The organism is Edaphobacillus lindanitolerans, from assembly GCF_900156305.1.
Lineage (GTDB): Bacteria > Bacillota > Bacilli > Bacillales_A > Planococcaceae > Bhargavaea > Bhargavaea lindanitolerans.
The window spans coordinates 64,570-91,532 of record NZ_FTPL01000004.1; the positions used below are offsets into that span (position 1 = coordinate 64,570).

Annotated in this window: 28 protein-coding genes and 1 pseudogene; 21 read left to right on the forward strand and 8 right to left on the reverse strand. The window is 55.4% G+C overall.

The annotated features are described in order from the left end of the window. Positions 1 to 173 precede the first annotated feature (173 nt). Positions 174 to 572 (reverse strand): YkvA family protein, encoded by a 399-nt coding sequence (locus B0B07_RS12520; RefSeq protein ID WP_076759766.1) that lies wholly within the window; start codon positions 570 to 572, stop codon positions 174 to 176. A gap of 262 nt (positions 573 to 834) precedes the next feature. On the opposite strand from B0B07_RS12520, the gene B0B07_RS12525 reads away from it, so the two are divergent. Then, positions 835 to 1,593 carry a polysaccharide deacetylase family protein gene (locus tag B0B07_RS12525; protein ID WP_076759767.1) on the forward strand — a complete coding sequence of 253 codons (759 nt, stop codon included), beginning with the start codon at positions 835 to 837 and terminating at the stop codon, positions 1,591 to 1,593. 89 nt (positions 1,594 to 1,682) lie between these two features. On the opposite strand, the gene B0B07_RS12530 is transcribed toward B0B07_RS12525, so the two are convergent. Continuing rightward, the gene (locus tag B0B07_RS12530) at positions 1,683 to 2,291 is read right to left on the reverse strand and encodes a uridine kinase family protein (protein ID WP_076759395.1); all 609 of its coding nucleotides are present in this window, start codon (positions 2,289 to 2,291) and stop codon (positions 1,683 to 1,685) included. A gap of 255 nt (positions 2,292 to 2,546) precedes the next feature. On the opposite strand from B0B07_RS12530, the gene B0B07_RS12535 reads away from it, so the two are divergent. The 3 genes from B0B07_RS12535 (at position 2,547) to B0B07_RS12545 (ending at position 5,726) form a co-directional block, all read left to right on the forward strand. Continuing rightward, positions 2,547 to 3,521 carry a dimethylarginine dimethylaminohydrolase family protein gene (locus tag B0B07_RS12535; RefSeq protein ID WP_076759396.1) on the forward strand — a complete coding sequence of 325 codons (975 nt, stop codon included), beginning with the start codon at positions 2,547 to 2,549 and terminating at the stop codon, positions 3,519 to 3,521. 275 nt (positions 3,522 to 3,796) lie between these two features. Further along, positions 3,797 to 4,546 carry an ABC transporter ATP-binding protein gene (locus B0B07_RS12540; RefSeq protein WP_076759769.1) on the forward strand — a complete coding sequence of 250 codons (750 nt, stop codon included), beginning with the start codon at positions 3,797 to 3,799 and terminating at the stop codon, positions 4,544 to 4,546. Further along, positions 4,530 to 5,726: an ABC transporter permease gene (locus tag B0B07_RS12545; protein WP_076759397.1), complete on the forward strand. Its 1,197-nt coding sequence runs from the start codon at positions 4,530 to 4,532 to the stop codon at positions 5,724 to 5,726. The genes B0B07_RS12540 and B0B07_RS12545 overlap by 17 nt, the downstream gene beginning before the upstream one ends. A 170-nt stretch (positions 5,727 to 5,896) precedes the next feature. On the opposite strand, the gene lepB is transcribed toward B0B07_RS12545, so the two are convergent. Further along, positions 5,897 to 6,625: a signal peptidase I gene (gene lepB, locus B0B07_RS12550; protein ID WP_159438447.1), complete on the reverse strand. Its 729-nt coding sequence runs from the start codon at positions 6,623 to 6,625 to the stop codon at positions 5,897 to 5,899. 36 nt (positions 6,626 to 6,661) lie between these two features. Continuing rightward, positions 6,662 to 7,717 (reverse strand): C45 family autoproteolytic acyltransferase/hydrolase, encoded by a 1,056-nt coding sequence (locus B0B07_RS12555; protein WP_076759399.1) that lies wholly within the window; start codon positions 7,715 to 7,717, stop codon positions 6,662 to 6,664. A gap of 145 nt (positions 7,718 to 7,862) precedes the next feature. On the opposite strand from B0B07_RS12555, the gene B0B07_RS12560 reads away from it, so the two are divergent. Continuing rightward, on the forward strand, positions 7,863 to 8,807 hold the full coding sequence (locus tag B0B07_RS12560) for an ABC transporter permease subunit (RefSeq protein WP_076759400.1): 945 nt from the start codon (positions 7,863 to 7,865) through the stop codon (positions 8,805 to 8,807). Beyond that, entirely contained in the window at positions 8,804 to 9,703 is a 900-nt protein-coding gene (locus tag B0B07_RS12565; RefSeq protein ID WP_076759402.1) for a hypothetical protein, read from the forward strand. Before B0B07_RS12560 ends, B0B07_RS12565 begins: the two co-directional genes overlap by 4 nt. A gap of 45 nt (positions 9,704 to 9,748) precedes the next feature. On the opposite strand, the gene B0B07_RS12570 is transcribed toward B0B07_RS12565, so the two are convergent. Further along, a complete protein-coding gene (locus B0B07_RS12570; protein WP_084186691.1) occupies positions 9,749 to 10,960 on the reverse strand; it encodes a M20 metallopeptidase family protein in 1,212 nt (403 codons plus the stop codon). Positions 10,961 to 11,112: 152 nt separating this feature from the next. Between B0B07_RS12570 and B0B07_RS12575 the strand changes: the two genes are divergently transcribed. After that, the gene (locus tag B0B07_RS12575) at positions 11,113 to 11,328 is read left to right on the forward strand and encodes a YgaP family membrane protein (RefSeq protein WP_084186692.1); all 216 of its coding nucleotides are present in this window, start codon (positions 11,113 to 11,115) and stop codon (positions 11,326 to 11,328) included. A 255-nt stretch (positions 11,329 to 11,583) separates the two neighbouring features. Here B0B07_RS12575 and B0B07_RS12580 read toward each other — a convergent pair whose 3' ends face one another. Further along, a complete protein-coding gene (locus tag B0B07_RS12580; protein WP_076759404.1) occupies positions 11,584 to 12,111 on the reverse strand; it encodes an antibiotic biosynthesis monooxygenase family protein in 528 nt (175 codons plus the stop codon). A 193-nt stretch (positions 12,112 to 12,304) separates the two neighbouring features. Here B0B07_RS12580 and hemE point away from each other — a divergent pair, with 193 nt between their 5' ends. From hemE to B0B07_RS12605, 4 genes and pseudogenes are all read left to right on the forward strand, one after another. After that, positions 12,305 to 13,345 (forward strand): uroporphyrinogen decarboxylase, encoded by a 1,041-nt coding sequence (hemE, locus tag B0B07_RS12585; RefSeq protein WP_076759405.1) that lies wholly within the window; start codon positions 12,305 to 12,307, stop codon positions 13,343 to 13,345. 25 nt (positions 13,346 to 13,370) lie between these two features. Continuing rightward, positions 13,371 to 14,303 carry a ferrochelatase gene (hemH, locus tag B0B07_RS12590; protein ID WP_076759407.1) on the forward strand — a complete coding sequence of 311 codons (933 nt, stop codon included), beginning with the start codon at positions 13,371 to 13,373 and terminating at the stop codon, positions 14,301 to 14,303. 397 nt (positions 14,304 to 14,700) lie between these two features. Beyond that, positions 14,701 to 14,949: pseudogene (locus B0B07_RS12600) on the forward strand (ferrochelatase); the annotation flags it as partial. 398 nt (positions 14,950 to 15,347) lie between these two features. Beyond that, positions 15,348 to 15,548: a hypothetical protein gene (locus B0B07_RS12605; RefSeq protein ID WP_234982398.1), complete on the forward strand. Its 201-nt coding sequence runs from the start codon at positions 15,348 to 15,350 to the stop codon at positions 15,546 to 15,548. A 148-nt stretch (positions 15,549 to 15,696) separates the two neighbouring features. Here B0B07_RS12605 and B0B07_RS12610 read toward each other — a convergent pair whose 3' ends face one another. After that, positions 15,697 to 16,347 (reverse strand): LytTR family DNA-binding domain-containing protein, encoded by a 651-nt coding sequence (locus B0B07_RS12610; protein WP_076759773.1) that lies wholly within the window; start codon positions 16,345 to 16,347, stop codon positions 15,697 to 15,699. Between the two features lie 187 nt (positions 16,348 to 16,534). Between B0B07_RS12610 and aceA the strand changes: the two genes are divergently transcribed. The 5 genes from aceA to B0B07_RS12630 all read left to right on the forward strand — a co-directional run bounded on the left by aceA (position 16,535) and on the right by B0B07_RS12630 (position 20,679). Beyond that, on the forward strand, positions 16,535 to 17,812 hold the full coding sequence (aceA, locus tag B0B07_RS12615; RefSeq protein WP_076759410.1) for an isocitrate lyase: 1,278 nt from the start codon (positions 16,535 to 16,537) through the stop codon (positions 17,810 to 17,812). Positions 17,813 to 17,830: 18 nt separating this feature from the next. After that, a complete protein-coding gene (aceB, locus tag B0B07_RS12620; RefSeq protein WP_076759412.1) occupies positions 17,831 to 19,465 on the forward strand; it encodes a malate synthase A in 1,635 nt (544 codons plus the stop codon). After that, the gene (locus B0B07_RS15345; RefSeq protein WP_200805818.1) at positions 19,466 to 19,591 is read left to right on the forward strand and encodes a YhfH family protein; all 126 of its coding nucleotides are present in this window, start codon (positions 19,466 to 19,468) and stop codon (positions 19,589 to 19,591) included. Positions 19,592 to 19,856: 265 nt separating this feature from the next. Then, positions 19,857 to 20,210: a hypothetical protein gene (locus B0B07_RS12625; protein ID WP_144264362.1), complete on the forward strand. Its 354-nt coding sequence runs from the start codon at positions 19,857 to 19,859 to the stop codon at positions 20,208 to 20,210. 148 nt (positions 20,211 to 20,358) lie between these two features. Next, on the forward strand, positions 20,359 to 20,679 hold the full coding sequence (locus B0B07_RS12630; protein ID WP_076759415.1) for a hypothetical protein: 321 nt from the start codon (positions 20,359 to 20,361) through the stop codon (positions 20,677 to 20,679). Positions 20,680 to 20,937: 258 nt separating this feature from the next. Here the strand turns inward: B0B07_RS12630 and yhfH are convergent, their stop codons facing one another. Beyond that, positions 20,938 to 21,063 carry a protein YhfH gene (yhfH, locus tag B0B07_RS12635; RefSeq protein ID WP_076759417.1) on the reverse strand — a complete coding sequence of 42 codons (126 nt, stop codon included), beginning with the start codon at positions 21,061 to 21,063 and terminating at the stop codon, positions 20,938 to 20,940. 196 nt (positions 21,064 to 21,259) lie between these two features. On the opposite strand from yhfH, the gene B0B07_RS12640 reads away from it, so the two are divergent. From B0B07_RS12640 to B0B07_RS12660, 5 genes are all read left to right on the forward strand, one after another. After that, positions 21,260 to 22,252 (forward strand): lipoate--protein ligase, encoded by a 993-nt coding sequence (locus tag B0B07_RS12640; RefSeq protein ID WP_076759418.1) that lies wholly within the window; start codon positions 21,260 to 21,262, stop codon positions 22,250 to 22,252. Positions 22,253 to 22,519: 267 nt separating this feature from the next. Further along, entirely contained in the window at positions 22,520 to 23,224 is a 705-nt protein-coding gene (locus B0B07_RS12645) for a response regulator transcription factor (protein ID WP_076759421.1), read from the forward strand. Next, the gene (locus B0B07_RS12650; protein WP_076759422.1) at positions 23,221 to 24,246 is read left to right on the forward strand and encodes a sensor histidine kinase; all 1,026 of its coding nucleotides are present in this window, start codon (positions 23,221 to 23,223) and stop codon (positions 24,244 to 24,246) included. The genes B0B07_RS12645 and B0B07_RS12650 overlap by 4 nt, the downstream gene beginning before the upstream one ends. Beyond that, complete coding sequence (locus B0B07_RS12655; RefSeq protein ID WP_076759424.1) at positions 24,227 to 25,000, forward strand: ABC transporter ATP-binding protein; 774 nt, start codon at positions 24,227 to 24,229, stop codon at positions 24,998 to 25,000. Before B0B07_RS12650 ends, B0B07_RS12655 begins: the two co-directional genes overlap by 20 nt. Next, complete coding sequence (locus B0B07_RS12660) at positions 24,972 to 26,897, forward strand: ABC transporter permease (RefSeq protein ID WP_076759425.1); 1,926 nt, start codon at positions 24,972 to 24,974, stop codon at positions 26,895 to 26,897. The genes B0B07_RS12655 and B0B07_RS12660 overlap by 29 nt, the downstream gene beginning before the upstream one ends. The last annotated feature ends 66 nt before the right edge of the window (positions 26,898 to 26,963 follow it).

The following is a 26,963-nucleotide window of genomic DNA, read 5'->3' on the forward strand; positions in this document are numbered from 1 at the left end:
AAAGCCCTTCGGTTCAAATAACCGGAGGGCTTTTTGCTGTGGGTGGATTGGGGACGTGTTTCTAATCCCTTACAGAACTAAGCAATTTCAAATGGACGGCCATGATGCCGTCGGAGTCTATCCGTTTGTTGGGGAACTCGGATCATCTTCCCAATCAATGTTCAGAAGAATGTTCATGAAAATACTTGAAAGGCTAGTCTGCAAATCCAGATCGCAAGTAATACCCAAATGAGTATAAAGAGAATGCCGACAAACCAATTTTGCGGTTTGCCCTTCTTTCTCATCTCTTCTGCCTGTTCTGTATGAAGTTCAATGATTTCAGGCGGTATGAGTTTTAAGGCGAAGGCGATGCCGAGAGGGACGATCATCAAATCATCCAAGTAACCCAAAACCGGAATGAAATCCGGAATCAAATCAATCGGGCTAAACGCATAGGCCACAACGCAAATGGCTACCACCTTTGCAAACCATGGCGTCCTGTCGTCTTTATAGGATAAATATAAAACGAATAGATTTTGCTTTAACTTTTTTGCTACACGTTTGAGTTTATCTAATAGATGTTCATCGTTCATTTCAGCAGCCCCCATTTACTCACATTCTAAATCACTAACTGGGAGTGTAGTGCCGCCGTACATGCAAAACAAAAAACGCTGAATATCTGTGCATTTTCTCTGTTGCAGTGCATGTGAACCGGCTCGTCAACGACAGAGCACTTCATAAAAAATAAGCCGCTCCAATATCAGCAATGTAGATGTACATCCAAAAACGAGCAGGGATTGATTTTACTGAATGATGAAAACTAACAGCATCAAACTGTTCTCGGGGAGTGAAATCATGAAAAAGCTGATATTGCCTTTATCCCTTTTTATTGCCCTCTTGGGCCTGTTTGTGGGGATTAAAAGTTCCCATGCCGATAAAGGAAGACAATATTATGAGCAGGCCGGGCAGATTTTGTGGGAAATCAACACGGAAGAAAAAGTCATTGCTTTAACTTTTGATGATGGCCCCCACAGAAAGTATACAGCGGAAATATTGGATATCCTGAAAGACCATCAGGCGAATGCGACATTCTTTGTAGTCGGGGCGCATGTTGAACAGAACCCGGATCTCGTGCTCAGAATGATCGACGAAGGACATGAAGTCGCCAATCACACATACACACACAACCGAAATATGGAGACCTCTGAATTGATTGCGGAAATCAGAAAAACCCATGAGGCCATCCAAGCGATCACCGGAGAACAGCCTAAATTATTCCGTCCTGTCGAAGGGTCATACACGGATGATCAAGTGGAGGCTGTGACTAAAGAGGGTTATAAATTAGTCATGTGGTCGTGGCACCTGGACACGTTGGATTGGAAGAATCCCGGCGTCAAGAAAATCGTAAGCACGGTCACGAACGGGGCAAGAGAAGGAAATGTGGTGCTTTTTCATGATGGCGGAGGAAATCGACAACAAACAGTGGAGGCACTGAAGAAAATCTTGCCGGAGTTCGAGCAGAAAGGCTATCGGTTTGTGACCATTTCAGAACTCATGGAGATAAAAGAAAATAATCAACAGGAAAGGCAAAGGGAATTCGACATTCCAAAATAGAATTAGAAAGGAACTTCAGCAGAAGCAGTTGGATGGCATTGGATGAGTAAACCGGATCAACACCGAGAGTGTGTTGATCCGGCATCCTTCTATAATGATTCGTTCACCAATACGAGATCAAATGTGTGGGGAGGACGTAAAACTGTAAAGTAATAGTCTTCTACCGGATCCCAGCGCTGATGCCATTCGATATCCTCGGTTCCTTCCCGGAGATTATGCCGCTCATACCGAACATCGGGTGAAGCAGCCACCAGAACTGTAAGATGAACCAGATCGTTTAGCCACTGTGAGCTGTAGATCCCATCGAGAATGATGATGTCCGATGGTTCTTTGATGATTAGCCCCGTTGCCGGATCGTTCGTCGTCGAATGATAATATGGAAGATATGCTGCCTGTTCCCCTGAACGTAAAGGGGACAACACTTCATTGCGAATCCGTTCCCACTCGATGCATAACCGGCATCTCTCTTCGAGTGAATAACTGTCCCACTCTTTATCCGGAATGCTGATGTTGAAAAAATCATCGCAAGGAATGACTGTAGATTTAATGGATGAAGAAACTTCTGTTGCCAATGACGACTTCCCGGCGCCGCTTCCGCCATCTAAAGAAACGATCAATGGACCTTGATGGTCCTTCAGGCGTTGATGAATCGCAGAAACGATGGCATTCACATGATGTGAGAAATAGTTGCCTTTCATGAGCGATGCCTCCCTTCTAAGTGTGTTGTGGAAAAGATGCAATAATTGAACTTTATCACATTGAACGTTCACATGGTGGCGTCCCTGGTTTTGATGGGGCGCTATTTTGCGTGAAAGCTGCCGATTAATAGGATAGCGGCTAATTTTGTTTCCTTTTTAGCACGACTGTATTAAAATAGATATGAGAAGTGCCTGTACCGAGATCGAAAGTAGAGCCATTAAAATGAATCACCATGAACAGCTAGGAGGAGTACCATGAGTCAAGTTTTCGTGAAAAGTGAGTTTGCACCGCTGAAGCGGGTGGTGCTGGCCCGGTCTGAATTTGCCTTTCCATCCGATGATGACTTCGGTGAAGATGAGTTCCTGACTGAGGAAACGAGAGAACTGTATATGGGGAAAGATGTCCAGGGGAAAAACTATAAAGAGGTCTTTCCGGAACGACAGGAAAAATGGGAAAATGAAAGGGAAAACCTCAAGAAGGTGCTTGAGAAATATGGTGTGGATGTCCTGCATCCAAGGCTGCTGACGGATTACGAAAAGGAAATGGGAAAGGAAGACGGTTACAGCAACTTCTTTGTGAGAGACCCCTTTTTCACAGTCGGCCCGTTCCTGATCGAAGGTTCCCTCAGATTCCGCCACCGCCGGAACGAAATCCAGCCGGTCCGAAAACTGCTTGCTTCAGAATCCAACGAACATGATTGTCTGTACGTCTCTATTCCAACTCCTGATCTTTCTGCGGGACCTGACTCGGAAGATGGTCCGTTTTTGGAGGGTGGGGATGTGCTGGTCCTCGGCAAAACGATTTTCGTGGGCAGGTCCGGACTTGCATCCAATGTGAATGGGGTTCATTGGTTGAAAAACTTGGTGCGCAACTACGGTTATGAGGTTGTGGAGGTTCCCCTTCACGAAACGATCCTCCATCTGGACTGTGCCATCAGCCTGGTCAGGGAAGGCCTCATGATTGTCTGCGAGGACGCACTGTTGCAAGGGATTCCAAAACAGCTTGAGGACTGGGACAAAATATACGTTTCCCTGGATGATGCATCGAGACTGGCGACAAACGGCCTTCCCATCAATGAAGAAGTCTATATCACAGACCCGGCATTCAAATTTATCGGGGCCCAGCTGGAAGAAAGGGGAATCCGCGTGGAGTATGTAGACTTTGAAATCTCCAGAAGCTTCGGCGGATCCTTCAGATGCAGCACGCAGCCGCTGTTGAGAAATAGCTGACAAGCTTCATCCAACTTGAATGTGGCAGGAGGGCAGCGCGGGCTGTCCTTTTTTGAGTTGCCATGGAATGCAGTCGCAACACCCATTCACACTCTAACTGTGTTCCCGGTAAGCCTGAAGACCAAATAAAACATGGCGTTGATGCATAAACATTTAGACAAGCCCAAACCAAGCCTTCACCGTGCTTCTCACCTAAGTTCAGAAAACAGAGTGCGGGCAGTCCGGGCAAAAAGAGGTCCGATTTGTTAAAATGGAGGGAAGAATGGGGTGTGAACATGAACGTATTGGAAGTAGACCATATCACCGGCGGCTACACACGCAAGCCGGTTCTCCACAACCTGTCGTTCCAGGTCGCGCCGGGCGAGCTTGTCGGCCTGATCGGACTGAACGGTGCAGGGAAGAGTACGACGATCAAGCATATCATCGGCCTCATGGAGCCGATCGAGGGGACGGTGCGCATCAACGGAACGACCTTCCATGAGGACCCGGACAAGTACCGGAGTGCGTTCTCGTATATCCCGGAGACGCCGGTGCTGTACGATGAGCTGACGCTCCGCGAGCATCTCGAGCTGACCGCAATGGCGTACGGACTGCCGAGCGATGTATTCGAGGCGAGGTCCGCTGCGCTTCTTCGCGAATTCCGGATGGAAAAGCGCCTGCGCTGGTTTCCGTCGCATTTCTCGAAAGGGATGCGCCAGAAGGTGATGATCATGTGTGCATTCCTCGTGAATCCATCGCTGTACATCATCGACGAGCCGTTCGTCGGCCTCGATCCGCTGGGCATCCGTTCGCTGCTCGAGCAGATGAGCGAGAAGAAAGCGGAAGGCGCGTCGGTGCTCATGTCGACGCATATTCTGGCGACGGCCGAGAAGTACTGTGACCGGATCCTCCTCCTGCATGAGGGGCGTCTTCGGGCTTCCGGGACGATGGACGACCTGCGCAGGCAGTTCGGCATGCCGGGCGCCTCGCTGGACGATCTGTACATCCGGATGGCGGAGGAGCCGGACGATGGGCAGCCTGCGTGATGTGTGGCGCAGCCGCTTCACCCGATACATGGAGGAGCTGCAGCGCTACATGAAATTCATCTTCACCGGGCATCTCGCCATTGTCCTCGTCTTTCTGCTCGGGGCGGGCGGCTATGCATACAGCAACTGGCTGAAGGAAGTGCCCGCCGGGTTCCCGGCCGCGCCGCTCGCAGGCATCCTGCTCGGCATCATCCTCGCCTACGCGCCGCCGGTCACCTTGCTGAAGGAAGCGGACGCCGTGTTCTTCCTTCCGATGGAGCGCCAGCTCGGCACCTACATGCAGGGGGCGCTCAAATGGACGATCGCGTCGGGGATATTCATGCCGGTTGCGGTGTTTGTCGTGTTCATCCCGCTGTTGAATACGGTGTATGGCCTGAAGGGGCTGGCGCTGCTGGCGATCGTGATCGGGGTGGCGGCCCTGCATCTGTGGAACGTGCGGACCGAGTTCGCCCACCGCTGGTCGGACCAGGGCGAAGGCGTTTGGGGAGACCGGATCATCCGGTTCATCCTGTCGGCCGCCCCGGTCACGGCCGCCCTCTACGGGAAATGGTGGCTGGGCGTCCTGCTGCTCGTGCCCGCCGTCGTGTACGGGGTGCTGAAGCAGCGGTCGATGAACGGCGTGCCGTTCCCGTTCCTGCACTTCATCGAACTGGAAAACGGGCGCATGACCCGCTTCTACCGATTCGCCAACCAATTCACCGACGTCCCGCATCTCCGCGGTGCCGTCCGGAGAAGAGGCTGGCTCGACTGGCTGTATGGCCGGATCCCGTATAGCCGGAAAGGCGCGGCGCGTTATCTGGCCGCCCGGACATTCATCCGGACCGATGATCTGTTCAACCTGTGGGTGCGGCTGACCGTCCTGTCGGTCCTCGGAGCGGCGTTCATCCCGATTCCCGTCGCATCGGGAATATTCAGCGCCGCACTCGCATTCGCCTGCGCCTACCAGCTCCGCGACGCGCTCGCCGGCTCCCCGGAATTCCGGATGGACCGCCTGTATCCGCTGCCGGCCGGCGCCAAAGCCGCAGCCGCGCGCGGAACCGTCCGCCGTGCCCAGGCCGTCCAGGCCGTCCTTGTCATCGTGGCGGCATCGTTCCAGTTTGGGTTCGGATTTGTTCCGATCCTGCTCGGACTGACGGTGTACGCGGTGTCGGAGCTGACGATGCGGTTTACGGGGGAATGAACGAAAGTGATGCGCAGCCTGGGTGGCTGCGCATCACTTTTTGGTCTTATCGGATCAACAGTCCGCTGTGATAGGAGGCAGGGACCTGCTGAGGGGGACTCAGTTCATTCGGGAGGTGAACTTGCGCCACTCGTCCTCCGACACGAAAAGATGCTGAGGACTCATGTGCCTCAGTTTTTTTCATGGCCAACAATTACCCCTTTTATTTCGGAGTTTGGGATTAGTCCGAAATATCTGCTGTCATATCCCCGCCACCAGTGATCAACCAATACAAACACGGTATGGTCTTTTACAACAACCGGCTCCATACTGGTCTGAAAGTATTCTTTCATTGCTGCGGAATCATAATTTTCCTTCGGTGTTTTCTCAAAGTATTCTTTTTCCCCATCACCGCGAACGCTTGCTGTTCCATAGAATGTATCCAGCTTCCGGCTATCAATAAACACCTGTCCCTTTTTTATCTCAATCGTTTCCCCGGGCAGCCCTACGACTCTTCCGATGTGTTCACCCTGATTATGCTCATAGTAAATAATATCGCCCCTCTCGAGAGGTTCAACATTCTTTGAGACTACAAGTTTTCCGTGGACATCAGTATCGAGATCATGATTCCCCCGATCCATCGAGTCAACTAACCATTCAATTGAAAAGGTGCTGTCATCTTGGCTGACCTCTTGGAGTGATTCCTCGGTTTTCAGATCTGTCATCGCTTCAGGTTCATCCTCGATCCCGCTGCACGCCGACAAAACCAAACTTAAAGAAATGGTCAAAGCAAAGATTCTCTTTATTCTGCTCCCTCCTTCTAAAATGCATTTAGTCAATGTATTAGACGCTTCGGAATCATATCCTTTTAATGAAAAATGGTATTTCCAGTCGAAAAGAAAAAGACGCTTCCAAAGCACTTGGGAAGCGTCCGTTTGTAAGTCAAGAAATCTTTTTCATTTCCCCCTCAACCGGTCCGTGTTCGCAAAGCCGATGTCCGTGTCGACGCTGCCGTTCACGGTTTCCCGTTCAAAGTCCTCGCCGTCGAGCCAGCGCCCGAAGTCGAAGGCGACCGGGCCGGTGTCGCCGCCGAGGGCAAACCAGGCGGTAAGGGTGTCGGGGAAGTAAGCGGACGTATGGATCGTGCCGGCCCAGCTTTTATAGTTGTCGGCGAAGACGCCGCGGCCGCGGTCGTTCAGGAGGTGCCAGGCTGCCTGTGCGTCCGACAGAGCGGCCGGTTCGGATTCCATCGCTTCGAGCCGTTCGACCGAGTCCTTCAGGTAGTTCCGGTTCTCGCCGGTCTGCACTTCGAAATGATTCGAGCAGTAAGGGGATTGCCTGACGGTGACGCCTCTCGGCCCTGCTTCGACGAGCGCCCGGCTGCCGCCTTTGTCGAGCAGATTGTAGCTGAACGAGCCGCGGTGGGGGAGTTCGTGCAGGAGCCGCACCGCGTCGTCCACATCCGTACACGCCTCCAGCAGGATGCGGCCGACCATCCAGCAGACGAACCCGTCGCCGGGCTTTTTCCGGTTGGTGAAGTTGTACGCCATCGCCAGGCCGCTTTCGTTCAGTCCGTCCATCCGGCCGGTGATCCGCTGGGCAGGGCCGATGACCGCCTGTCCGCCGTCCGAAGGCTGAAAGACAGTGTAAAGCCCTTCATACGTATTCGGATGGAAATCATAGTTGCGGGCGATGAACCGATCGCCCGTGATGGTCGAGCAGCCGGCCCTTGGGATCTCTGACCGGTATCCGCCGAAGTCGCGCAGCACTTCTTCCATCGGGAACCCGAGTGCATCCCGGAGGCCGCGGAGCTCTTCCCAGACACCCGGGGCAAACGTCCGGAAGACTGTTTCCGCTTCACCGGCGTCGATCCTGAAACGAGGCTTCCGGATCCTCCATGAACTCTGCCGGTTGTGAAGGGTCAATGAATCGCGAAGCCGCCCTCCTTGGAGAGCGCCGAAGTCATAATGGGTGCCGCGGAACTGGACGATGTCACTGTGAATCTCTTTCATGATTAGTCAGTCCTTTTGTCATCAGACGTTCATTTCCTATATTGCCGCTGACTGTTCATCGGGTCAACCCATGGACCCTTTTACCTAAATCGGGGTTTAATGCGGATAGAATTCATGCTATTCTGAATGTTGAAGGGGTGAAGGGATGCTCAAGGAATTAGGATCTGCCGTGGTCATCTGGTTGATCGCGTTCGGTTTTCTGTTGCTGATCGTCCTCCTGCCGACGGATGTGGTGTTCGTCGAGGGGAATGTCTTCCTGAGGTTCGAGGGGGTTACGTATGAATACAGCCCGGAAGCGCATCTGGCGAATATACGTGAATTCTTTTCACTGCTTGCGGGTCATCCCGGGGTCGGGGGACTGGATGGCGGCCCGTCTTCATTTGAAATCGCCGAACGGTTCGGCCGGAGTCTGGCGCTGATCGTGCCGGCTGCCCTCATCGCCATGATTGTCGGGATGGCAAAAGGAATCCTGGATTTCCTCTACAAAGAGAGAAAAGGAGGAGCGGCGAGCCGTTGGGTGACATTCGGTTTTCTATCCGTGCCGGATATCGTGATCATCGTGTTTGTCCAGATCGGTCTTTTGACGGCCATCTCCAAAGGATGGATTCCTCATATCGAACTGTATGGCCATGAATCCCCGGCACAGACGCTCCTGAATATCTTGTTCCTCTCGGTCTATCCGACCGTTTTCATTGCAAACGCCACCTACAGGACACTGCGTGACCAGGAGCGCATGGATTATGTTCGGACGGCCCGCTCAAAAGGGACCAACCCGTTTAGGGTGTTGTATGTACATATGCTGAAGAACGGGATCATACCGATTTTGGCACAGGCGGACATGATGATTCTCTATATCCTGTCCAATCTGCTCATCATCGAGGTGTTCACGAATTACAGGGGGGCCGCACTTTATTTATATGAGGCGCTCGGCGATCCGACGAAATTCTCGTTCGGGACGCTTGTCACCGGCAATACGTTTGCCATCGCAGGCTATTTGTTTTACTTCACGTTGCTGATCCTGGCGATCAAGGTGATCTCCGGCCTGGCGAAATATTGGCTGGACGTCCGCGGCAGGGAGGGGATCCTTTGAATAATAAAACATTGGTGATCGGCCTGTTCATGACCGGCCTGATCCTGATCATGGCCCTGTTCGGCCCCCATTTTCCGGGTGTTGACGCGGACCTTGAACAAACGATCGTGCTCAAGACCGGCGAGGGGAAGCTGTTTCCGCCTCCGTACGAACCATCCGGGGATTTCCTCATCGGTTCTGACCGGAAGGGTGTGGACCTGTTATCCAGAATTGTGATCGGGACGAGGGAAACACTCCTGACGATTGCGGGAATTGTGCTCGTCCGGACAATTGTCTCATTGAGCCTGGGCATCGCTTCGTTTTATACCCGTGCGGGGGCCGTGCTCCTGAGAATATGGGAGGCCGTTTTTTCGTTCATGCCGACCATCATTTTTGTGGTTCTGCTGCTGGCAATCCCGCCGATCATGTTTTCTCCGCATCGCCTTGTCCTTTCTGCGCTGATCATCGCATTGGCCGAGACCGGCAGGCTTGCAGAATACATCAGGAGCAAGATGGTTGAACTCAGCAATGAAACCTACATGGAGGCGGCGGTGGCCAACGGCGGAAGCATCCCGGGGATGTTCCGGAGATATTACAGTCCGATGATCGGCCGGGAACTCACCGGGATTGCTGCCCGCGAAGCGGGGCGGGTGATGTTCCTGCTTGCCCAGCTTGCCGTGATCGGCGTGTTCATCAACCAGGCATTCATGTCACAAGAAACACGGGGAACGTTTGCGGCGGTGGAGACGTCGGATGCCTGGCCGGTGCTCCTGCTCGATCTGCAGAAAGATCTGAGGGTGGCCCAATGGATCCCGATTTCTGCCATGGCATTCATCACCTTCAGCATCATCGGTTTTCAGCTGCTCGCCGATGGATTGGAAAAGAGGCGGGCGGACCGGATAGCAAACCGGGCATGAAAAATCCCCGGGCCAGTGGAGGCCCGGGGATTTCTTTGCGTTGTTTTATTCGGAGACTTCTTCTTGGTAACCGGTCGCTGCGGCACCGAGTGCTTTTGCCGCGATGAGCAGGGAGCGCTCATCGATGTCAAAGCGCGGGTGGTGGTGCGGGTACGGGTCTTCCGGCATCGCGCCGGTGAAGAAGAAGGTGCCCGGCACCTTTTCGAGGTAGTAGGCGAAGTCTTCGCCGCCCATATGCGGAGCGGTTTCTTTCGCTTCCACGCCAGGCAGTTCCTCTTCGATGATCCGCTTCATGAATTCTGTTTCGGCTTCGTGGTTCACGACCGCCGGATAGCCCCGGACGTAGTCGAGTTCGATTTCACAGTCGTTGGCGATCGCCGTACCTTCGACGACCCGGCCGATTTCCTTTTCCATCAGGTCACGGATTTCCGGCTTGAAAGTGCGGACGGTACCGGCCAGATAGGCGGAGTCGGCGATGACATTGAAGGCATTTTCCGCGACGAATGAACCGACGCTCAGGACGGCGGATTCGACCGGATCCACACGGCGGGAGACGAGCTGCTGGAGATTCGTAACGAGCTGGGCGCCGATCACGACAGCATCTTTCGTCTGGTGAGGGCTTGCTCCGTGGCCGCCGCGGCCTTGGACTTTAATCTCAAACCGGTCGGCTGCAGCCATGACCGGACCCGTCCGGTATTCAATCGTGCCGACGGCATTGAGAGACCAGAGGTGTGTACCGAAGATGGCATCGACGCCGTCAAGGCAGCCATCCTCGACCATCGAAATTGCTCCGCCGGGTGCGTATTCTTCCGCGTGCTGGTGGATGAGTACGTATTCACCGGTGAGTTCATCGCGGAGTTCATGGAGGGCCTTGCCGAGCGTCAGGAGTGTCGCCGTATGTCCGTCATGTCCGCATGCATGCATGACACCCGGTACGGTCGACTTGTACTCGACGTCTTTTTGGTCGTCGATCGGGAGGGCATCGAAATCGGCACGGAGAGCAACCGTCTTGCCCGGATGTGCCCCCTTGATGCGGGCCACGACGCCATTGCCGCCGACATTGCCGCGGACCTCGACGCCGAGTTCCTTGTAAAAGTCCTGGATGTAACGGGCCGTCTTCTCTTCCTTGAATGACAGTTCCGGATGCATGTGCAGATGGCGGCGGATCTGGATCATGTCGTCATTTGCGGCCTCCAGCTTCGCGAAAAGCTTTTCTTTGATGGCGACCTGCGGATTCCCGAGCGTTTGTTCCGTCATATAAAATCCCTCCGGTTAGCGAAATAGTTTGAATGTTGATTATTATATCAATGTCTGAATGCCGGGGCAATGGGAACTTTCAGGAATCTCCGTTTGCGTTCGGCGCCAGCGGGAATAGGTACAGACAGCACGCAGATGAAGGAGGAATCAGCATGAAGAAGAACATCGGCACGGTCAACTCCATGGTCCGCATCACCGGCGGCCTGACGCTTCTGGCTTATTCCATCGCCAAGATGTCAAAAGAAAAGCCATCCGGCACCCAGCTTCTTGTAAGCATGATGGGCGCCCAGAAAGTCGCGGAGGGCATCATCCATTACTGCCCGCTCATTGATGCATTCGATCTGGAAAACACTAAAATCGCCCAGTGATTGAAGAAAGGCCCGTGCAACCGGTGAGCTAGACTCCCGGTCCGGGCTTTTTTGGTGAATCGGTCTCTTAGAAGAGGGAATCGGACTCTTGGCAAGCGGAATCGGTCTGCTCGGTGAGAGATTCGAACTACTCGTGAAGAGAATCGGCCTGCTCGTGGGTGGATTCGATCAACTCGCGGGAGGAATCGGTCTGCTCAAGCGGCCGAAAAGCTGGATAACTAAAAACCGCCCCCATCAAATACGGGGGCGGCACAGTCATGCTTGATTCTCTTCCTCGCCGGCTTTCTCGGTCGTGTACTCCGTGACATACGAAGCGCTCGTGAAGATATGCTGCACCTTCTCGGCGGGCAGGGTTTCGCGCTGTTTGGCATGGGCCTGCTCAAACGCCTTCGAGCCTTTCCACAATTCATAATGGTCCTTGCTGTCCCATGCGGTGAGCACGCGGTAGGTGTCCGACTTCACCGGCCGCAGCAGCCGGTAAGTCAGGAAACCGGGCACGCCGTCCATCATCTTCGCCCGGTTTTCAAACCGGTGCTCGAAGATCGGGCGTCCCTCATCGGTCACCGGGATGTTGTTGATCACATAATAGCCGTGTTTGGCAAGCGGGCCGGCGCTCCCGATCACTTCGTAGCGTTTCGGTGTCTGGAACAGCGTCTTGCCTTCCGTTTCATGCATGAGGAGCGCGTTCCCGGCTCCGTACAGCAGGACCATGTCCTCGCCGCCGTGCTTGTTTTTAATCGTTTCCATAAAGTCCGGCGTACCGGTTGTCGTGTAGAAATTCATCTTCCAAGACCTCCCTGATCAAGCGTTTGCTTAGTTCCTTTTTCCCCGTCCGCCTGCCGATTCAAACAACTGTGTCCGAAAGATGGCGGCATCGAGGTCAATTCTATGACATTTCGCCCGCCGCTCTATACAATAAATGACGGGACACTTATATTTAAAACGGATTATATCGGGAAAGCAGGGATCAATGCCAATGGGAACATTCAATGACACACTGATCCGGGCGGCGCGCGGGGAGAAAATCGATCACACGCCGGTCTGGTACATGCGGCAGGCGGGCCGTTCGCAGCCGGAATACCGCAAGCTGAAGGAAAAGTACTCGCTTGAGGAAATCACTCACCAGCCGGAGCTCTGCGCGTATGTGACGAAGCTGCCGGTCGACCAGTACAACGTCGATGCGGCGATCCTCTATAAGGACATCGTCACGCCGCTCGCAGGGATCGGCGTCGACGTGAAGATCAAATCGGGCGTCGGGCCGGTCATCTCCAATCCGATCCGCTCGCGTGCCGACGTCGACAAGCTCGGCGAGTTCCATGCGGAAGACCAGGTGCCGTATGTGCTGGAGACGATCCGCATCCTCACGAAGGAACAGCTGGACGTCCCGCTCATCGGATTCGCAGGCGCACCGTTTACGCTTGCGAGCTACATGATCGAAGGCGGCCCGTCGCGCAGCTACAACCTGACCAAGTCGTTCATGGTGTCCGAGCCGGAAGCTTGGCATGCGCTCATGAACAAGCTCGCGGACATGGACATCGCGTATGTGAAAGCACAGGTGGCGGCCGGTGCCAAGGCGATCCAGCTGTTTGATTCATGGGTCGGGGCGCTGAATGTTGCGGATTACCGGAAGTTTATCAAGCCGGTCATGACCCGCATCTTCAACGAACTGAAAGAGACGGGCGTTCCGCTCATCACGTTCGGCGTCGGTGCAAGCCACCTCGCCAATGAATGGAACGATCTCCCGGTCGACGTCGTCGGACTCGACTGGCGCCTGCCGATCAAGGAAGCGGGAGAGCGGGGCATCAAGAAGCCGGTCATGGGCAACCTCGATCCGTCGCTGCTCCTCGCCGACTGGCCGATCATCGAAGCCCGTGCAAAGGAAATCATCGAGCAGGGCGTCGAGCACGGCTCGCATATCTTCAACCTCGGCCACGGCGTCTTCCCGGACGTCCAGCCGGCCACGCTGAAGAAACTCACCGAACTCGTCCATACGTACTCAGCCGAACTTCGTAAATAATTCTACCAACCGGAAGGTGAACAGAATGACGAAAAAGACAATGGGCCTCCTCGTCATGGCGTACGGGACCCCGTATAAAGAAGAAGACATCGAACCTTACTACACGCACATCCGCCACGGCCGCAAGCCGGCGCCGGAGCAGCTCGAAGACCTGAAGAACCGCTACGAGGCGATCGGCGGCATCTCCCCTCTCGCGCGCACGACAGACGAGCAGGCAGAGGCACTCGGGAAGCGCCTCAACGAAATCCAGGATGACATCGAGTTCAAGGTGTATGTCGGACTCAAGCACATCCACCCGTTCATCGAGGACACCGTCGAGAAGATGCACGAAGACGGCATCACGGAAGCCGTGACGATCGTCCTCGCGCCGCACTACTCGACCTTCTCGGTGAAATCGTACAACACCCGTGCCGAAGAAAAAGCGGCCGAGCTCGGCAACATGACGATCCAGTCGGTTCACGACTTCTACCGTCAGCCGAAATTCATCCAGTACTGGGCGGACAAGATCAAGGAAACATACGCATCCATGCCGGAAGAGGAGCGTGCCGAAGCCTGCCTCGTCGTCTCCGCGCACTCGCTGCCGGAGAAGATCAAGGAACTCGGCGACCCGTACCCGGATCAGCTCAATGAAACGGCGAAGCTTGTTGCGGATGCAGCCGGCGTCGAAACGTATGCGGTCGGCTGGCAGTCCGAAGGCAACACGCCGGACCCTTGGCTCGGACCGGACGTCCAGGACCTTACGCGTGACCTGTACAACGAACACGGCTACAAAGCGTTCGTCTACACGCCGCTCGGCTTCGTCGCCGAACACCTTGAAGTGCTGTATGACAACGACTATGAATGCAAAGTCGTCTGCGACGACATCGGCGCCGCGTACTACCGCCCGGCCATGCCGAACACCGACCCGCTCTTCATCGACGCGATGGCGGATGCGGTGATGGACGTTGTGAATCCATAATTGACGGAACCAGGAGCAGGGGAATCGACCCGCTCCTGGTTTTTGTATGGTAACTTTAGTTGATTTAAATATATATTATTTTTATTCTGTTCCAAATAGTGTAATATAAGGAGTATGAATACTTGGCGCGGGAGGAAAAGTATGAGTTATTTGAAATCCAGGATTACGAATTACTTGTCAATGCTGTTCGGAATAGCTTTCATTTTCTCGTGGGCTCCTTTCTTAATTGAGAGACCAACTTTTCTATCTGGTATTTGCTTAGCGTTACTAGGTTTTTTAGTAGGTGAGTTTATCTACTATCTTTTGACAAGAAGAAAGGAATTAGCCACAGACTGAAAAGGAAAAAAGAGTATGGATAGCTGATGGCTTTCATACACTTTTCAAATTAATGACGGACCCTTTGCTCGGACCGGACGTCCGGGACCTGACTCGCGACCTTTACAACAAACACGTTTACAAATCATTCGTCTACACGCCGCTCGGTTTCATCGCTGAACACCTCGAAGTGCTGTATGACAACGACTATGAATGCAAAGTCGTCTGCGACGACATCGGCGCCGCGTACTACCGCCCGGCCATGCCGAACACCGACCCGCTCTTCATCGACGCGATGGCGGATGCGGTGATGGACGTTGTGAATCCATAATTGACGGAACCAGGAGCAGGGGAATCGACCCGCTCCTGGTTTTTTATTGATCGGAGAAAAGAGAAGAGGAGGGCGGTGTGCCCGATGGGCCGAACTCTCCTCACTCAAGGCCGAACTCTCCTCACTCGAGTCGAAACTCTCCTCACTCAAGGCCAAACTCCCCTCACTCGCTGATTCGAATGCAAAATCCCGTCCTGCAAAGGCTGGAACCGGGCGGCATTATTCATTCCATAGAGTGGTATCCGGAATGAGTCGTCCGGATACGGTCTTGGGCTGGTGCAACAGAGACTGACAGTGGCGCGCTCCTGAAGGAATTCCGATTAAAGAAGAGAAGTAAGCTGATAGTAGATAGTGACATCTAAAACAAGGGAAGGCGCCAAGGTATCATAGAATCAATCATGGGGGTCCTGCTGGGTCATCTGGGCCTGTTTTACCCGACGCTGATTGCAGCTGCCGCCTGTTTCATCGTCTCTCTGATCAAGCGGTCATGGAAGTGGATGCTTGCGAGCACCATCCTGATCTATCCCGACACTTGGTATCTCGGTGCCATGCCGCCTTTCTTCTGGGCCGGCTACACCCCCTCATCCCGCTTGCCCTGACAATCTGGCTGTTCCTGCTCACTCGGAAGGAAAGAGGAGAAGTGGAAGGCTGACTGATATTCAATAGTGAATTGCCGCCCTGCTGTGGATCAGCAGGGCGGCATTATTTTGAATGAAGTCAGGCCTCTCGGATGTTAATCTCCCGCAATCAAAACCCGAATGTCCCCCTCAGTGCCGATGCATACGTCTGGCTGACCGGCAGCTCCTCGCCGTCGGTCGTCTCGACAAGGAGATTCCCGGTGAAGTCTTTGCGGATGCGCGTGATGGCGTCGGTGTTGACGAGATAAGACCGGTGGATCCGGTGGAAGCTCTCCGGCAGCACGGCTTCCAGCTGCTTCAGCGTCTGGGTCGTGCAATAGGCTTCGCCGTCCGAGTAAAACCAGGTCTTTTTGTCGGCGCTTTCGATATGCGTGATCTTGCCGACAGGGACGGGGACCCACTCGTCGTCCTGCCGTCCGGTGAGGAAGCGGACCGGATCTTCCCCTGGCGGCCGCCAGCCCGGCGGGAGGAGGACGACGACCGCGCCGGGTTCTTCGCCGATTTCGACCGGATAGCCGATCCCGTAATAGGGCGGGGTCTCGTCACTGCCGTCGAGATAGGCCTCCGTCCGCTTTCTTGACTTCAGCACCCTGTGGGCGATGCTGCCGGGTTCGACCGGGGCACCCGCCGCGAGCGGGATCTGATGCCCCTTCCCGTTGAAATGAACATACTTGCCGCCCGCCGCGACGGCGAGCGCCGCCTCCTCCGGAATCCATTCCCCCATCATGCGCGTGAACTGTTCCAGTACCACATTTGTCATCCCGTCTCCTCCATTCATCGGATTTTCCCCCGACTTCATCTTCCGTTTCCCCCTTTTTGTCAGAAAGCACAGACAAGATCGATTAATCTGTTATATAGTAATCTACAACAACAACCGCTGTTGTGGAACAGTCTGAAAGGACTATTTTTCACGGCAGCCATCAAAATTCCAGAAAGGTGTGGCGGATATGACGACGAAACAAGTGGAAATCCAACAAATTGAGGCAGGCTGGGAAGAGGAACGCTGGAACGGAATCGAACGCCCGTATACAGCGGAGGATGTTTACAAGCTGCGCGGCTCGGTCCGGATCGAGCACACGCTGGCACGCCGCGGGTCGGAGCGTCTCTGGAGGTCACTCCATGAAGAGCCGTTCATCAACTCGCTCGGCGCGCTCACAGGGAATCAGGCGATGCAGCAGGTGAAGGCCGGACTGAAGGCGATCTATCTGAGCGGCTGGCAGGTGGCGGCGGATGCGAACGTCGCCGGACAGATGTATCCGGACCAAAGCCTGTATCCGGTGAACAGCGTGCCGCAGGTCGTCAAGCGGATCAACCAGGCACTCCAGCGCGCAGACCAGATCGACCGGGCGGAAGGCCGCGAATGCTTCGACTGGTTCGCACCGATCGTCGCCGACGCAGAAGCCGGATTCGGCGGTCCGCTGAACGTATTCGAACTGATGAAGTCGATGATCGAAGCCGGTGCGGCGGGCGTCCACTTCGAAGACCAGCTCGCATCCGAAAAGAAATGCGGACACCTCGGCGGGAAGGTCCTTCTCCCGACACAGAATGCAGTGCGCAACCTGGTCGCGGCACGACTGGCGGCAGATGTCCTCGGTGTACCGACGATCATCATCGCCCGCACCGACGCCGATGCGGCGGATCTGATCACGAGCGACGTCGACCCGGCGGACCATGAGTTCATCACGGGTGAGCGGACGCCGGAAGGTTTCTACCGCACACGTGCCGGCATTGACCAGGCGATCGCCCGGGGTCTCGCCTATGCGCCGTATGCCGACCTCGTCTGGTGCGAAACGTCCCACCCGTCGCTGGAGGAGGCAAAGCAGTTCGCGGATGCGATCCATGCAAAATTCCCGGGCAAGATGCTTGCCTACAACTGCTCGCCGTCGTTCAACTGGCAGGCGAACCTCGACCAGGAGACGATCGCCGAATACCAGCGCGAACTCGGCAAGATGGGCTACAAGTTCCAGTTCGTCACGCTCGCCGGCTTCCACGCGCTCAACCACGGCATGTTCGAGCTGGCCCATGCCTATAAAGATGAAGGGATGGCCGCATACTCCCGCCTCCAGCAGGCTGAATTCGCCAGTGAGGAGAAGGGCTACACGGCGACCCGCCACCAGCGCGAAGTCGGCACGGGCTACTTCGACGAAGTGGCACAGGTCATCTCAGGCGGAACTTCGTCCACGACCGCAATGAAAGGGTCGACGGAAACGGCACAGTTTGTGTGAGGGAAGGAGCGGATCGAGATGACGAACAAAACAACAGAATTTCGGACGATCACCATTTCGGGCGGCAAGACGCCGTCCTCATCGGAAATCTTGACGCCGGATGCACTCGGCTTCCTCGGCGAACTGCATGAACGGTTCAACGGGCGGCGGCTCGAGCTGCTCGGGAAGAGGCAGGAGCGGCAGGCCCGGTTCGACGCCGGCGAACAGCCGGATTTCCTTCCCGAGACCGAACAGATCAGGAAAAGCGAGTGGACGGTCACACCAATACCGGACGACCTGAAAGACCGCAGGACGGAGATCACCGGCCCGGTCGAACGCAAGATGGTCATCAATGCGCTCAACTCCGGTGCGAAAGCCTTCATGGCCTGTTTTGAAGACGCGACGAGCCCGACGTGGGGGAACATGGTCGAAGGGCAGAAGAATCTGTTCGACGCCGTCCGCCGGACGATCTCCTACACGAGGGAATCCGACGGAAAAGAATATAAGCTGAATGAAAAACCGGCCGTGCTCATCGTGCGGCCGAGGGGGTGGCACCTCGACGAATGCCACGTGATGGTGGACGGCGAGCCGATGTCCGGCGGGCTGTTCGACTTCGGTCTGTTCTTTTACCATAACGCGCAGGAACAGATCCGCCGCGGCACCGGTCCTTACTTCTACCTCCCGAAAGTCGAAAGCCATCTGGAGGCCCGCCTCTGGAACGATGTATTCGAGTACGCACAGGAGCGGCTTGGCATCCCGAACGGCACGATCCGGGCGACCGTCCTGATCGAAACGATCCTCGCGGCATTCGAGATGGATGAAATCCTCTATGAACTCCGCGACCATGCGGCCGGACTCAACTGCGGACGCTGGGACTACATCTTCAGCTACGTGAAGCGGTTCCGCAACCAGCCGGAAGTGCTCGTGCCCGACCGCAGCCAGGTGACGATGACCGCGCCGTTCATGCGGGCCTACACGCAGCTCTGTGTGAAGACGTGCCACCGCCGCGGCGCGATGGCGATCGGCGGCATGGCCGCCCAGATCCCGGTGAAAGGCGACGAGGAAGCGAATGCCGACGCATTCCGGAAAGTCGCGGAAGACAAGCGGCGCGAAGCGACCGACGGCCACGACGGCACGTGGGTCGCCCACCCGGGACTTGTCCCGGTCGCCATGAACGAATTTGACCGGGTGCTCGGCGCCAGGCCGAACCAGCTCGACAACAAGCGAGAAGACGTGCACGTGACCGCCGCGGACCTGCTGCAGGTACCGGACGGCACGATCACCGAGGAAGGCATCCGGACGAACATCAATGTCGGCATCCGCTACATCGCCGCATGGCTGTGCGGAAGCGGCGCCGTCCCGATCAACAATCTGATGGAAGACGCCGCGACCGCCGAAATCTCCCGGTCGCAGATCTGGCAATGGATCCGCCACCCACAGGCCAGGCTGGACGACGGCCGCGATATCACCGACGGCCTGTTCCGGCAGCTCCTCCAGGAAGAGTTGTGGAAGATCCGAAAGGAAATGGGCGCCGAACGGTTCGCCGAAGGCAAGATCCAGCAGGCCGCCGACCTGTTCACCGAACTCACGGAAAACGATGAATTTGAAGAGTTCCTCACGCTGCCGGGTTATGGACGACTGAACGAATCCCAACCAACACAGGAGGAGATCTGAATGAACAACATCAAACGTGAACCGAAGATGAAGAAGATCTGTGTGGAGTGCGGCTGCGAAATCATCGAGAAGGTCGAATCCCCGCATCACGAGTGTGAGCGGTGCATCGGGAAACAGGAGCAGTGAGATAGAAGCGAAGTTGTAACGAGCCCCTGCTTGGAGCGGGGGCTCTTTCTTTCGGGGAAAAAGGAGTAACGCTGCTGATAGGGAAGTAAACATAAAAGAAAGTGGTCATTTGGAAGGGTCATTAATTGGATTCTGTTTCCGCTTCAGCTTGCCGGTGATCGGTCACCCGAACCAATTGCAGGCGATGCGGGTCATTAAGTCTGTACTGGCAGGTCGTTTAGATCAGCAAGAATTGCAGAGATAAGAAAGAGGGGGTGGTATGCGGTTGATTCAATACCTGTTTTTCCTACTGTTATGGGGGGTGCCTTCATTGCAGATTTGGCACTCTCTTGAGAATTTGGATAAGGATGAACGTGTAAAGGTTCGAAGGGAAATCAAAGAACCCCTGTTTCAATTCGGTATCCTGCCCATGGGCATCGGATTGCCGATTTATCTTACCGGCTCGGTATTGGGGCTGGATATTCCGGTTGTTCGGCATATTGGAGCAGGTTTGATCATCTTTGGTTGGATGGTGGCCGGAACCGCGGAGCTGACGGGCTCGGATCGGAATGTATTGAAGGGGATCGGTATGATTGCGGCAGGCGTTCTCGGTACAGGCGCTTATCTTTACTTCATTTAACTTCAGGGCACGTCTGTGCTGCCGCTGTATCCATACCTTGTTACCGGCAGCACACCCCGCCTTCCAGTTGACCGTGGGGGCTCAAGATGGCGTACAGTTATTCAGTACTTTTTGATATACAGGTCGTATGAATGAAAGGAGGCTTTTTATGAATCGCCTTTCCGTCTATGCGATGGTTTTCGGGACTTTGGGGATTTTGTTTTTTATTCTTTCAGGGATATCAGCAGGATGGAACAGAGGGGTGGCTGTGCCGGGCGGACCACCGCCTCTGACGACTATGGAGGTGACCCTGTTTTATACTTTTTCTGGTGCAGGGTTGCTTTGTTTCATTGTGAGCATCATCCAAGGCATCTTAGGCTTCAAAAATAAAACAGGAAACAGATTGGTCAGGTACAGTGGACTTTTATTTATTCCGATTCTCATCATTGGCTCGTTGTTCTTTGGGTTGATTATTGCCTTGTCTTTGTAGAAAAGGTGATCATATTGACCAAGAAGTCCCGGCTCGTGTTGAGCTGTCTTGCAGGGGCTGTCCCGGCATTCATCATTTTATCGTTAACGGATAACCGGTGGGTTGCCTTATTTGCTTCGCCGCTGGTCATCGTGGCCACCGCACTGCTGTTCAGCTCGAAAATACTGCAAAAGAAAAACACCCAAAACTAAAAGCGTATCCCGTGCGGCTTATGCCGGGGGATACGCTTTTTATTATTCCCGTGACGGGTCACTTGGCTTATTCGCAGTTGCATTTGTCGCATTTGTTGGAGTAGCACTCGTGTTGCTCTTCGATCTGCTCACCGCAGCTCGTGCACATTTTCGGAGGGAGGTTCTTGAAAAATTCAACGACGTTTTCAATCATGGGACATTCTCCTCTCGTTTTTTGTTATACAACTTGGTTTGGATATTCATAGTGTATTATAACAGAATCGAAAGTGTCAACGCTTTTCGCCCAATTGAGCAAATTTACTGACGAAAGGGGGCATTGGGCGGATGAACGGTGAATATGGACGGGCTATGGTAAAATAGGACACAACAGAAACCGGGAGGCTGAACGCATGAAATTCATCGATAATAACGGCATTCACGATCCGTATATCAACCTGGCGATCGAGGAATACATACTGAACACCTTTGACACGGATGAAGATTCGTACCTGTTGTTCTACATCAACGGTCCGTCGATCATCGTGGGGCGCAACCAGAACACAATCGAGGAAATCGACGCGAACTACGTGGACAGGAACGGCATCAAGGTGGTCCGCAGATTGTCCGGCGGGGGCGCGGTCTACCATGACCTCGGCAACTTGAACTACAGCTTCATCACGAAGGACGACGGGGAAAGCTTCCGCAACTTCCGGAAATTCACGCAGCCGGTCGTCGACGCGCTGCAAAAGCTCGGCGTCAACGCAGAGCTTCAGGGCCGCAACGACCTTACAGTGGAAGGTCGCAAGATTTCCGGGAACGCCCAGTTCTCGACGAAGGGCCGGATGTACAGCCACGGCACGCTCATGTTCGATACTGATGTGGACGAGGTCGTCAACGCGCTGAAGGTGAAGAAGGACAAGATCGAGTCGAAGGGGATCAAGTCCATCCGTTCACGCGTGGCGAATATCTCCGAGTTCCTCAAAGAGCCGATGACGATCGAGGAACTCCGCCAGTACCTGCTCGAGGAAATCTTCGGCGGCAAGGAAAACATCGAGTACCTGACGCTCACCGATGAGGACTGGGAGAACATCCGAAAGCTGTCCGAAAAGCGCTACGGGAACTGGGACTGGAATTACGGCAAGTCGCCGAAGTTCAACATGTCCCACTCCCAGCGTTTCCCGGTCGGCGGCATCGACGTGAAACTTGAGGTCAACAAGGGCAAGATCGAGGACGCCGCCATCTTCGGTGACTTCTTTGGCGTCGGGGAAGTCGCTGAAATCGAGGAAGCGCTCAAAGGCATCCCGTACAGCCTTGAAGCGATTGAACAGGCCCTCTCCGGCATCGACATCGAGAAACTCCTCGGCGGCATCACAAAAGAACAATTCATCGATCTCATCTATTGATGGAAGCACCAGGAAGGCCTGACGGATGTCAGGCCTTTTTGTTATGATGAAAGGAGAAAGTGATGTTGGATCCGTGCAGAGCGGGCAATTTTTCGCTGCGCCGGATCAGGGACGTCTCACACAAGATGAATCCTGTCCCGCCAACAATAAATAACCGCTCAATGGAGATCATGATCATTCCGTTCAAATCAATCACCTTTCACCGAAGATCGATGGCGCTTCACTGCGAATCGATCAAAACCGGCGGCCGGAAATGGAGGCAAGACCGTGGACAAGCACCGAATCCTGATTATTGAAGACGACCGGACAATCGCGCGGCTGCTCGCCGATACGCTCCGGAAATACCATTATGAAGTCCGGGCAGCGGAGGATTTCGACCGGATCCTCGAGGAGGAAGCCGATTTTTCGCCGCACCTCATTCTGCTGGACATCAACCTCCCGTCATACGACGGCTATTACTGGTGCCGCCAGCTCCGCCAGCGGACGACGGTGCCCATCCTGTTCATCTCTGCGCGTTCGGGAGAGATGGATCAGGTGTTTGCGCTTGAGAATGGCGGCGATGACTTTATCACGAAGCCGTTCAATTATGAAATCGTCCTTGCGAAGATCCGCAGCCATCTCCGCCGCTCGTTCGGGGAATATGCACCGAAGCAGGAAGAGCGGACGATCCGGCTCGGGCGGCTTGAGCTGTATCCGGAGCGGATGGAGCTTCATGCGCACGGGGAGGAGATCCCGCTTCAGAAGAAAGAGTGTGTCATCCTGGAACTGCTCCTTTCTGAATCGCCGAAGGTCGTGACACGCGAGCGATTCCTCGAGGAATTGTGGGATGACCAGTCGTTCGTCGATGAAAACACGCTCAACGTCAACATGACCCGTGTCCGGAAAAAGCTTGCCGAATACAACATCAAGTCGCAGATTGAGACGGTCCGGGGGGCAGGGTACCGGTTCATCGCTGACCGGGAGGAAGCATGAAATCCCTCCGGCTGTTCCTCGCCGAGCATTCCGTCTACCTCGTGTTCCATTCACTGCTCACCATCTTCATCCTGTCACTCTACTGGCTGGACGGGTTCCGCAATGTCGATACGGCCGTGTATTCCGTCGTCATGGTCGTGCTGTTGACGGGGCTGTTCCTCGCCGCGCGTTTCATCAACCGCCGGGCATTCTACGGCGCGATCCTCCGCAAGCCCGACAAGATGGACCGGCTGCTCACCCGGACGGCGAAATCGCCGGAGCCGAGGGAAGTCGAGCGGTTCGCCCACGAGGCATATGTGCTCTATGAGCGTGAAGTCCAGGCGCTCTATGAAGAGAAGAGCCGCCATGAGACGTTCATGAACCAGTGGGTGCACCAGATGAAGACGCCGCTATCGGTCATCACGCTGCTGCTGCAGGAAGAGGAGATCGACCGGGACGCCATCGGGACCGAGACCGATAAAATCCGCCGTGGGCTTGAAACCGTCCTGCTCACCGCAAGGCTAGGCACGTTCGAGCGGGATATGCACATCTCCCGCGCCGATCTCGGCTCGCTCGTACGCGAAGCGATTTCCGATCACAAAAAACTGTTCATTTCCAACCGGGTCTACCCGGTGTCATCCGTCGGAGAGGAACTGGCGGTCACGACCGATCCGAAATGGATGAAGACGATCATCGCCCAGTTCATCACAAATGCGGTGAAATACTCGCCGGAGCCGGGCAGCCATGTGTACTTTACGGCAGAGCGGACGGATGAAGGAATCCGCCTCACCGTCCGGGATGAAGGGATCGGCATCCCCGCATCCGACCTGAACCGGGTGACGAAGGCGTTCTTCACGGGTGAGAACGGGCGGCTCACGGGTGAATCCACCGGGATGGGGCTGTTCATCGCCAAGGAAGTGTGTGACCAGCTCGGGCACCCGCTTTCGATCGAATCAACACCGGGAGAAGGGACTGCCTTGAGCATCCTGTTCGCAGACCATCCGGAAGAAGGGAGGGAATCCGATGCCGATCGTGCAGATTGAAGAGGTCATTAAAATCTATGAAGGAAAAGTGACCCACCGGGCGCTCGACCGGCTGAGCTTTGAAGTGGAGGACGGCGAGTTCCTTGCGGTCATGGGACCGTCGGGAAGCGGAAAGACGACGCTGCTCAATCTCATCTCGGGTATTGACCGGCCGACATCCGGCCATATTCGCGTCGCCGGAACGGATCCGTCCACACTGAAGCCCGATGAGGCCGCCCGGTTCCGGCGCCAGGAGCTGGGCTTCATCTTCCAGGATTTCAACCTGCTGCGCATGCTGACGGTCGAGGAGAACATCGTGCTGCCGCTGACGCTGGAAGGGATGCCGATCAAGGAAATGGATGCCCGGATGAGGGCCGTCGCCAAGCGGCTCGGTCTAGCCGATATTCTCCACAAGCGGCCCGATGAAATCTCCGGCGGACAGGAGCAGCGCACCGCGATCGCCCGGGCACTCGTCCACCGGCCGTCGCTCGTCCTCGCAGACGAGCCGACCGGGAACCTCGACTCGCATGCGGCCAGGGAAGTGCTCGACCTCATGGCGACGATCAACCGGGAAAACGGGACGACCGTCGTCATGGTGACGCATGATCCGATTGCGGCCAGCTACTGCGACCGGGTGCTGTTCATCAAGGACGGGGCATACTACAACGAAATCCATCGGGACGACCGACGCCGGACCTTCTTCCAGCGCATCCTGAACATGCTGTCACTTCTCGGGGGGAATGTCGATGACCTTTCGTCAGTTCGCCTACCGTAACGTCGTCCGGAACCGCCGGGTATACGCGGCTTTCTTCCTCGCGAGCGTCTTCTCGGTCATGGTGTTCTTTCTTTACTCGATGCTTATGTTCCATCCCGGGCTCGGGGAGCGGTTCATCACCGGAATCACGGTCGTCGGGATGACTGCAGCGGACATCATCCTGTATGTATTCACGCTCTTTTTCCTGTTCTACTCGATGCGCGCGTTCATGCAGGCGCGCGCGGGCGAGTTCGCGCTGCTGCTGCAGATCGGGATGGAGCGGCGGCAGCTCGGCCGGCTTTTGTTCCTTGAGATGCTGCTGCTCGGCGTCGCTTCGATCGGCAGCGGCATCGCCGCCGGATTTGCGTTCTCCAAGTATTTTTTCATGATCGTCCGCGAACTGCTCGATCTGCCGGAACTGCCCCTTTACGTGTCCTGGCAGCCGTTCGCACTGACGGCGGGGGCGTTCCTCAGCCTGTTCCTGCTCATCGGATTCCTCTCCTCCTGGATTGTCCGGATGCGGGACATCAATGAATACCGGAAAGGAATCGGCGCTTCGGCAGATCCGTTCGGCTACTCTGCTGCCAAGGCGGCTGCCGGATTGCTGCTGCTGATTGGTGCCTATGCCGCCGCGCTGTTCGCCGGCAGGGTGAACGTCCTTTATCTGGCCGTGCTCCTCCCGCCGGCCGCGACGCTCGGCACGTATTATTTCTTTTCGCATACCGTGCTTTGGCTCATAGATCTGATGAGGAAGAGGAAAAGCATCTACTGGCGGCATGCACGGCTCGTCTCATTTGCGGAAACAGCCGTCAAGATCAAAGACAACGCCAACATGTTTTTCATCGTCGCAATCGTCTCGACCGTCGCCTTCCTCTCGGTCGGCACGCTGGCCAGCCTGGCGACCTATACCGCACAGTACCGGGCGCTCAATCCGCTCGGCCTCGTCTATCTCAGCCAGCCGGACAACCCGGACGAACAGGCCCATATCACCAGCCTTGAAAAGGAACTGAAACAGCGCGGGTTAGCTTATGAAGAAGTTCGGTTGACCGTCGTCCGGGAACAGTCGTCCTACTCCGGGCAACCGTTGAATGTGCTCCGGGAAAGCGAGGTCAACCGTCTCGCCCGTGTGCTCGGAAGGGAAGGGATCCGGCTGAAGCCGGGGGAAGGCGCTTTCCTGCCATATTCCCCGGATGCCGCATCCAAGCTGAAGGGGGCGGAAATCGATACCGTCCTCGAAGGGAGCGGCGTGGAAGTCGCTGTCCGAGGCACGATGAAGGAAATGCTGTTCCCGGCTTATGCCCTCGGGACGAACTCGATCGTCCTGAGCGAAACGGATTTTATCAAAACGGCTTCCGCCCACGCCGACAGGATGTACACATTTTACGCCTTCGATGTGCCGGAATGGGAAGAGACGGTCGGCATCGGGCTCCGCCTGTCGGGGCTCATGTCCCAGGCTTCCTTGGACGAACGTCCGGAGGACCTGTCGTTTTACTTTGAAAATCCGGGTTCGGACTACGCGGTCATCCGCTCCACGTTCCATCTGCTGCTGCTGACGGGTCTGCTCGTCGCGGCCGTGTTCCTGCTTGCGGCAGGGAGCTTCATCTACTTCAAGCTGTATACGATGCTGGACCGGGACCGGCGGCAGGCCGCTGTCCTGAAGCGGCTCGGCTTCACCGACCGGGAGTTCGTGAAGATCGTCAACCGCCAGCTCGTTCCGCAATTCTTCCTCCCGTGGGGACTGGCCATGCTCCATAGCACGTTTGCTTTCCTGTCCCTGCAGGCAATCTGGAAGGACCTTGCCGACCTGTCGATCGTGAAGGAGATGGCCCTCGTATTGGTCGCGTTCACCATCATCCAGCTGCTTTATTTTTACTTGATCCGGTGGCGGTATCTCGCGCATATACGGGGACCGGTCTGAGTGGATTGCGCAGCAGGGAAAGCCGCCGTGTGCGGCTTTTTTGCTTTGCAGTTTTCCTTTGATCAG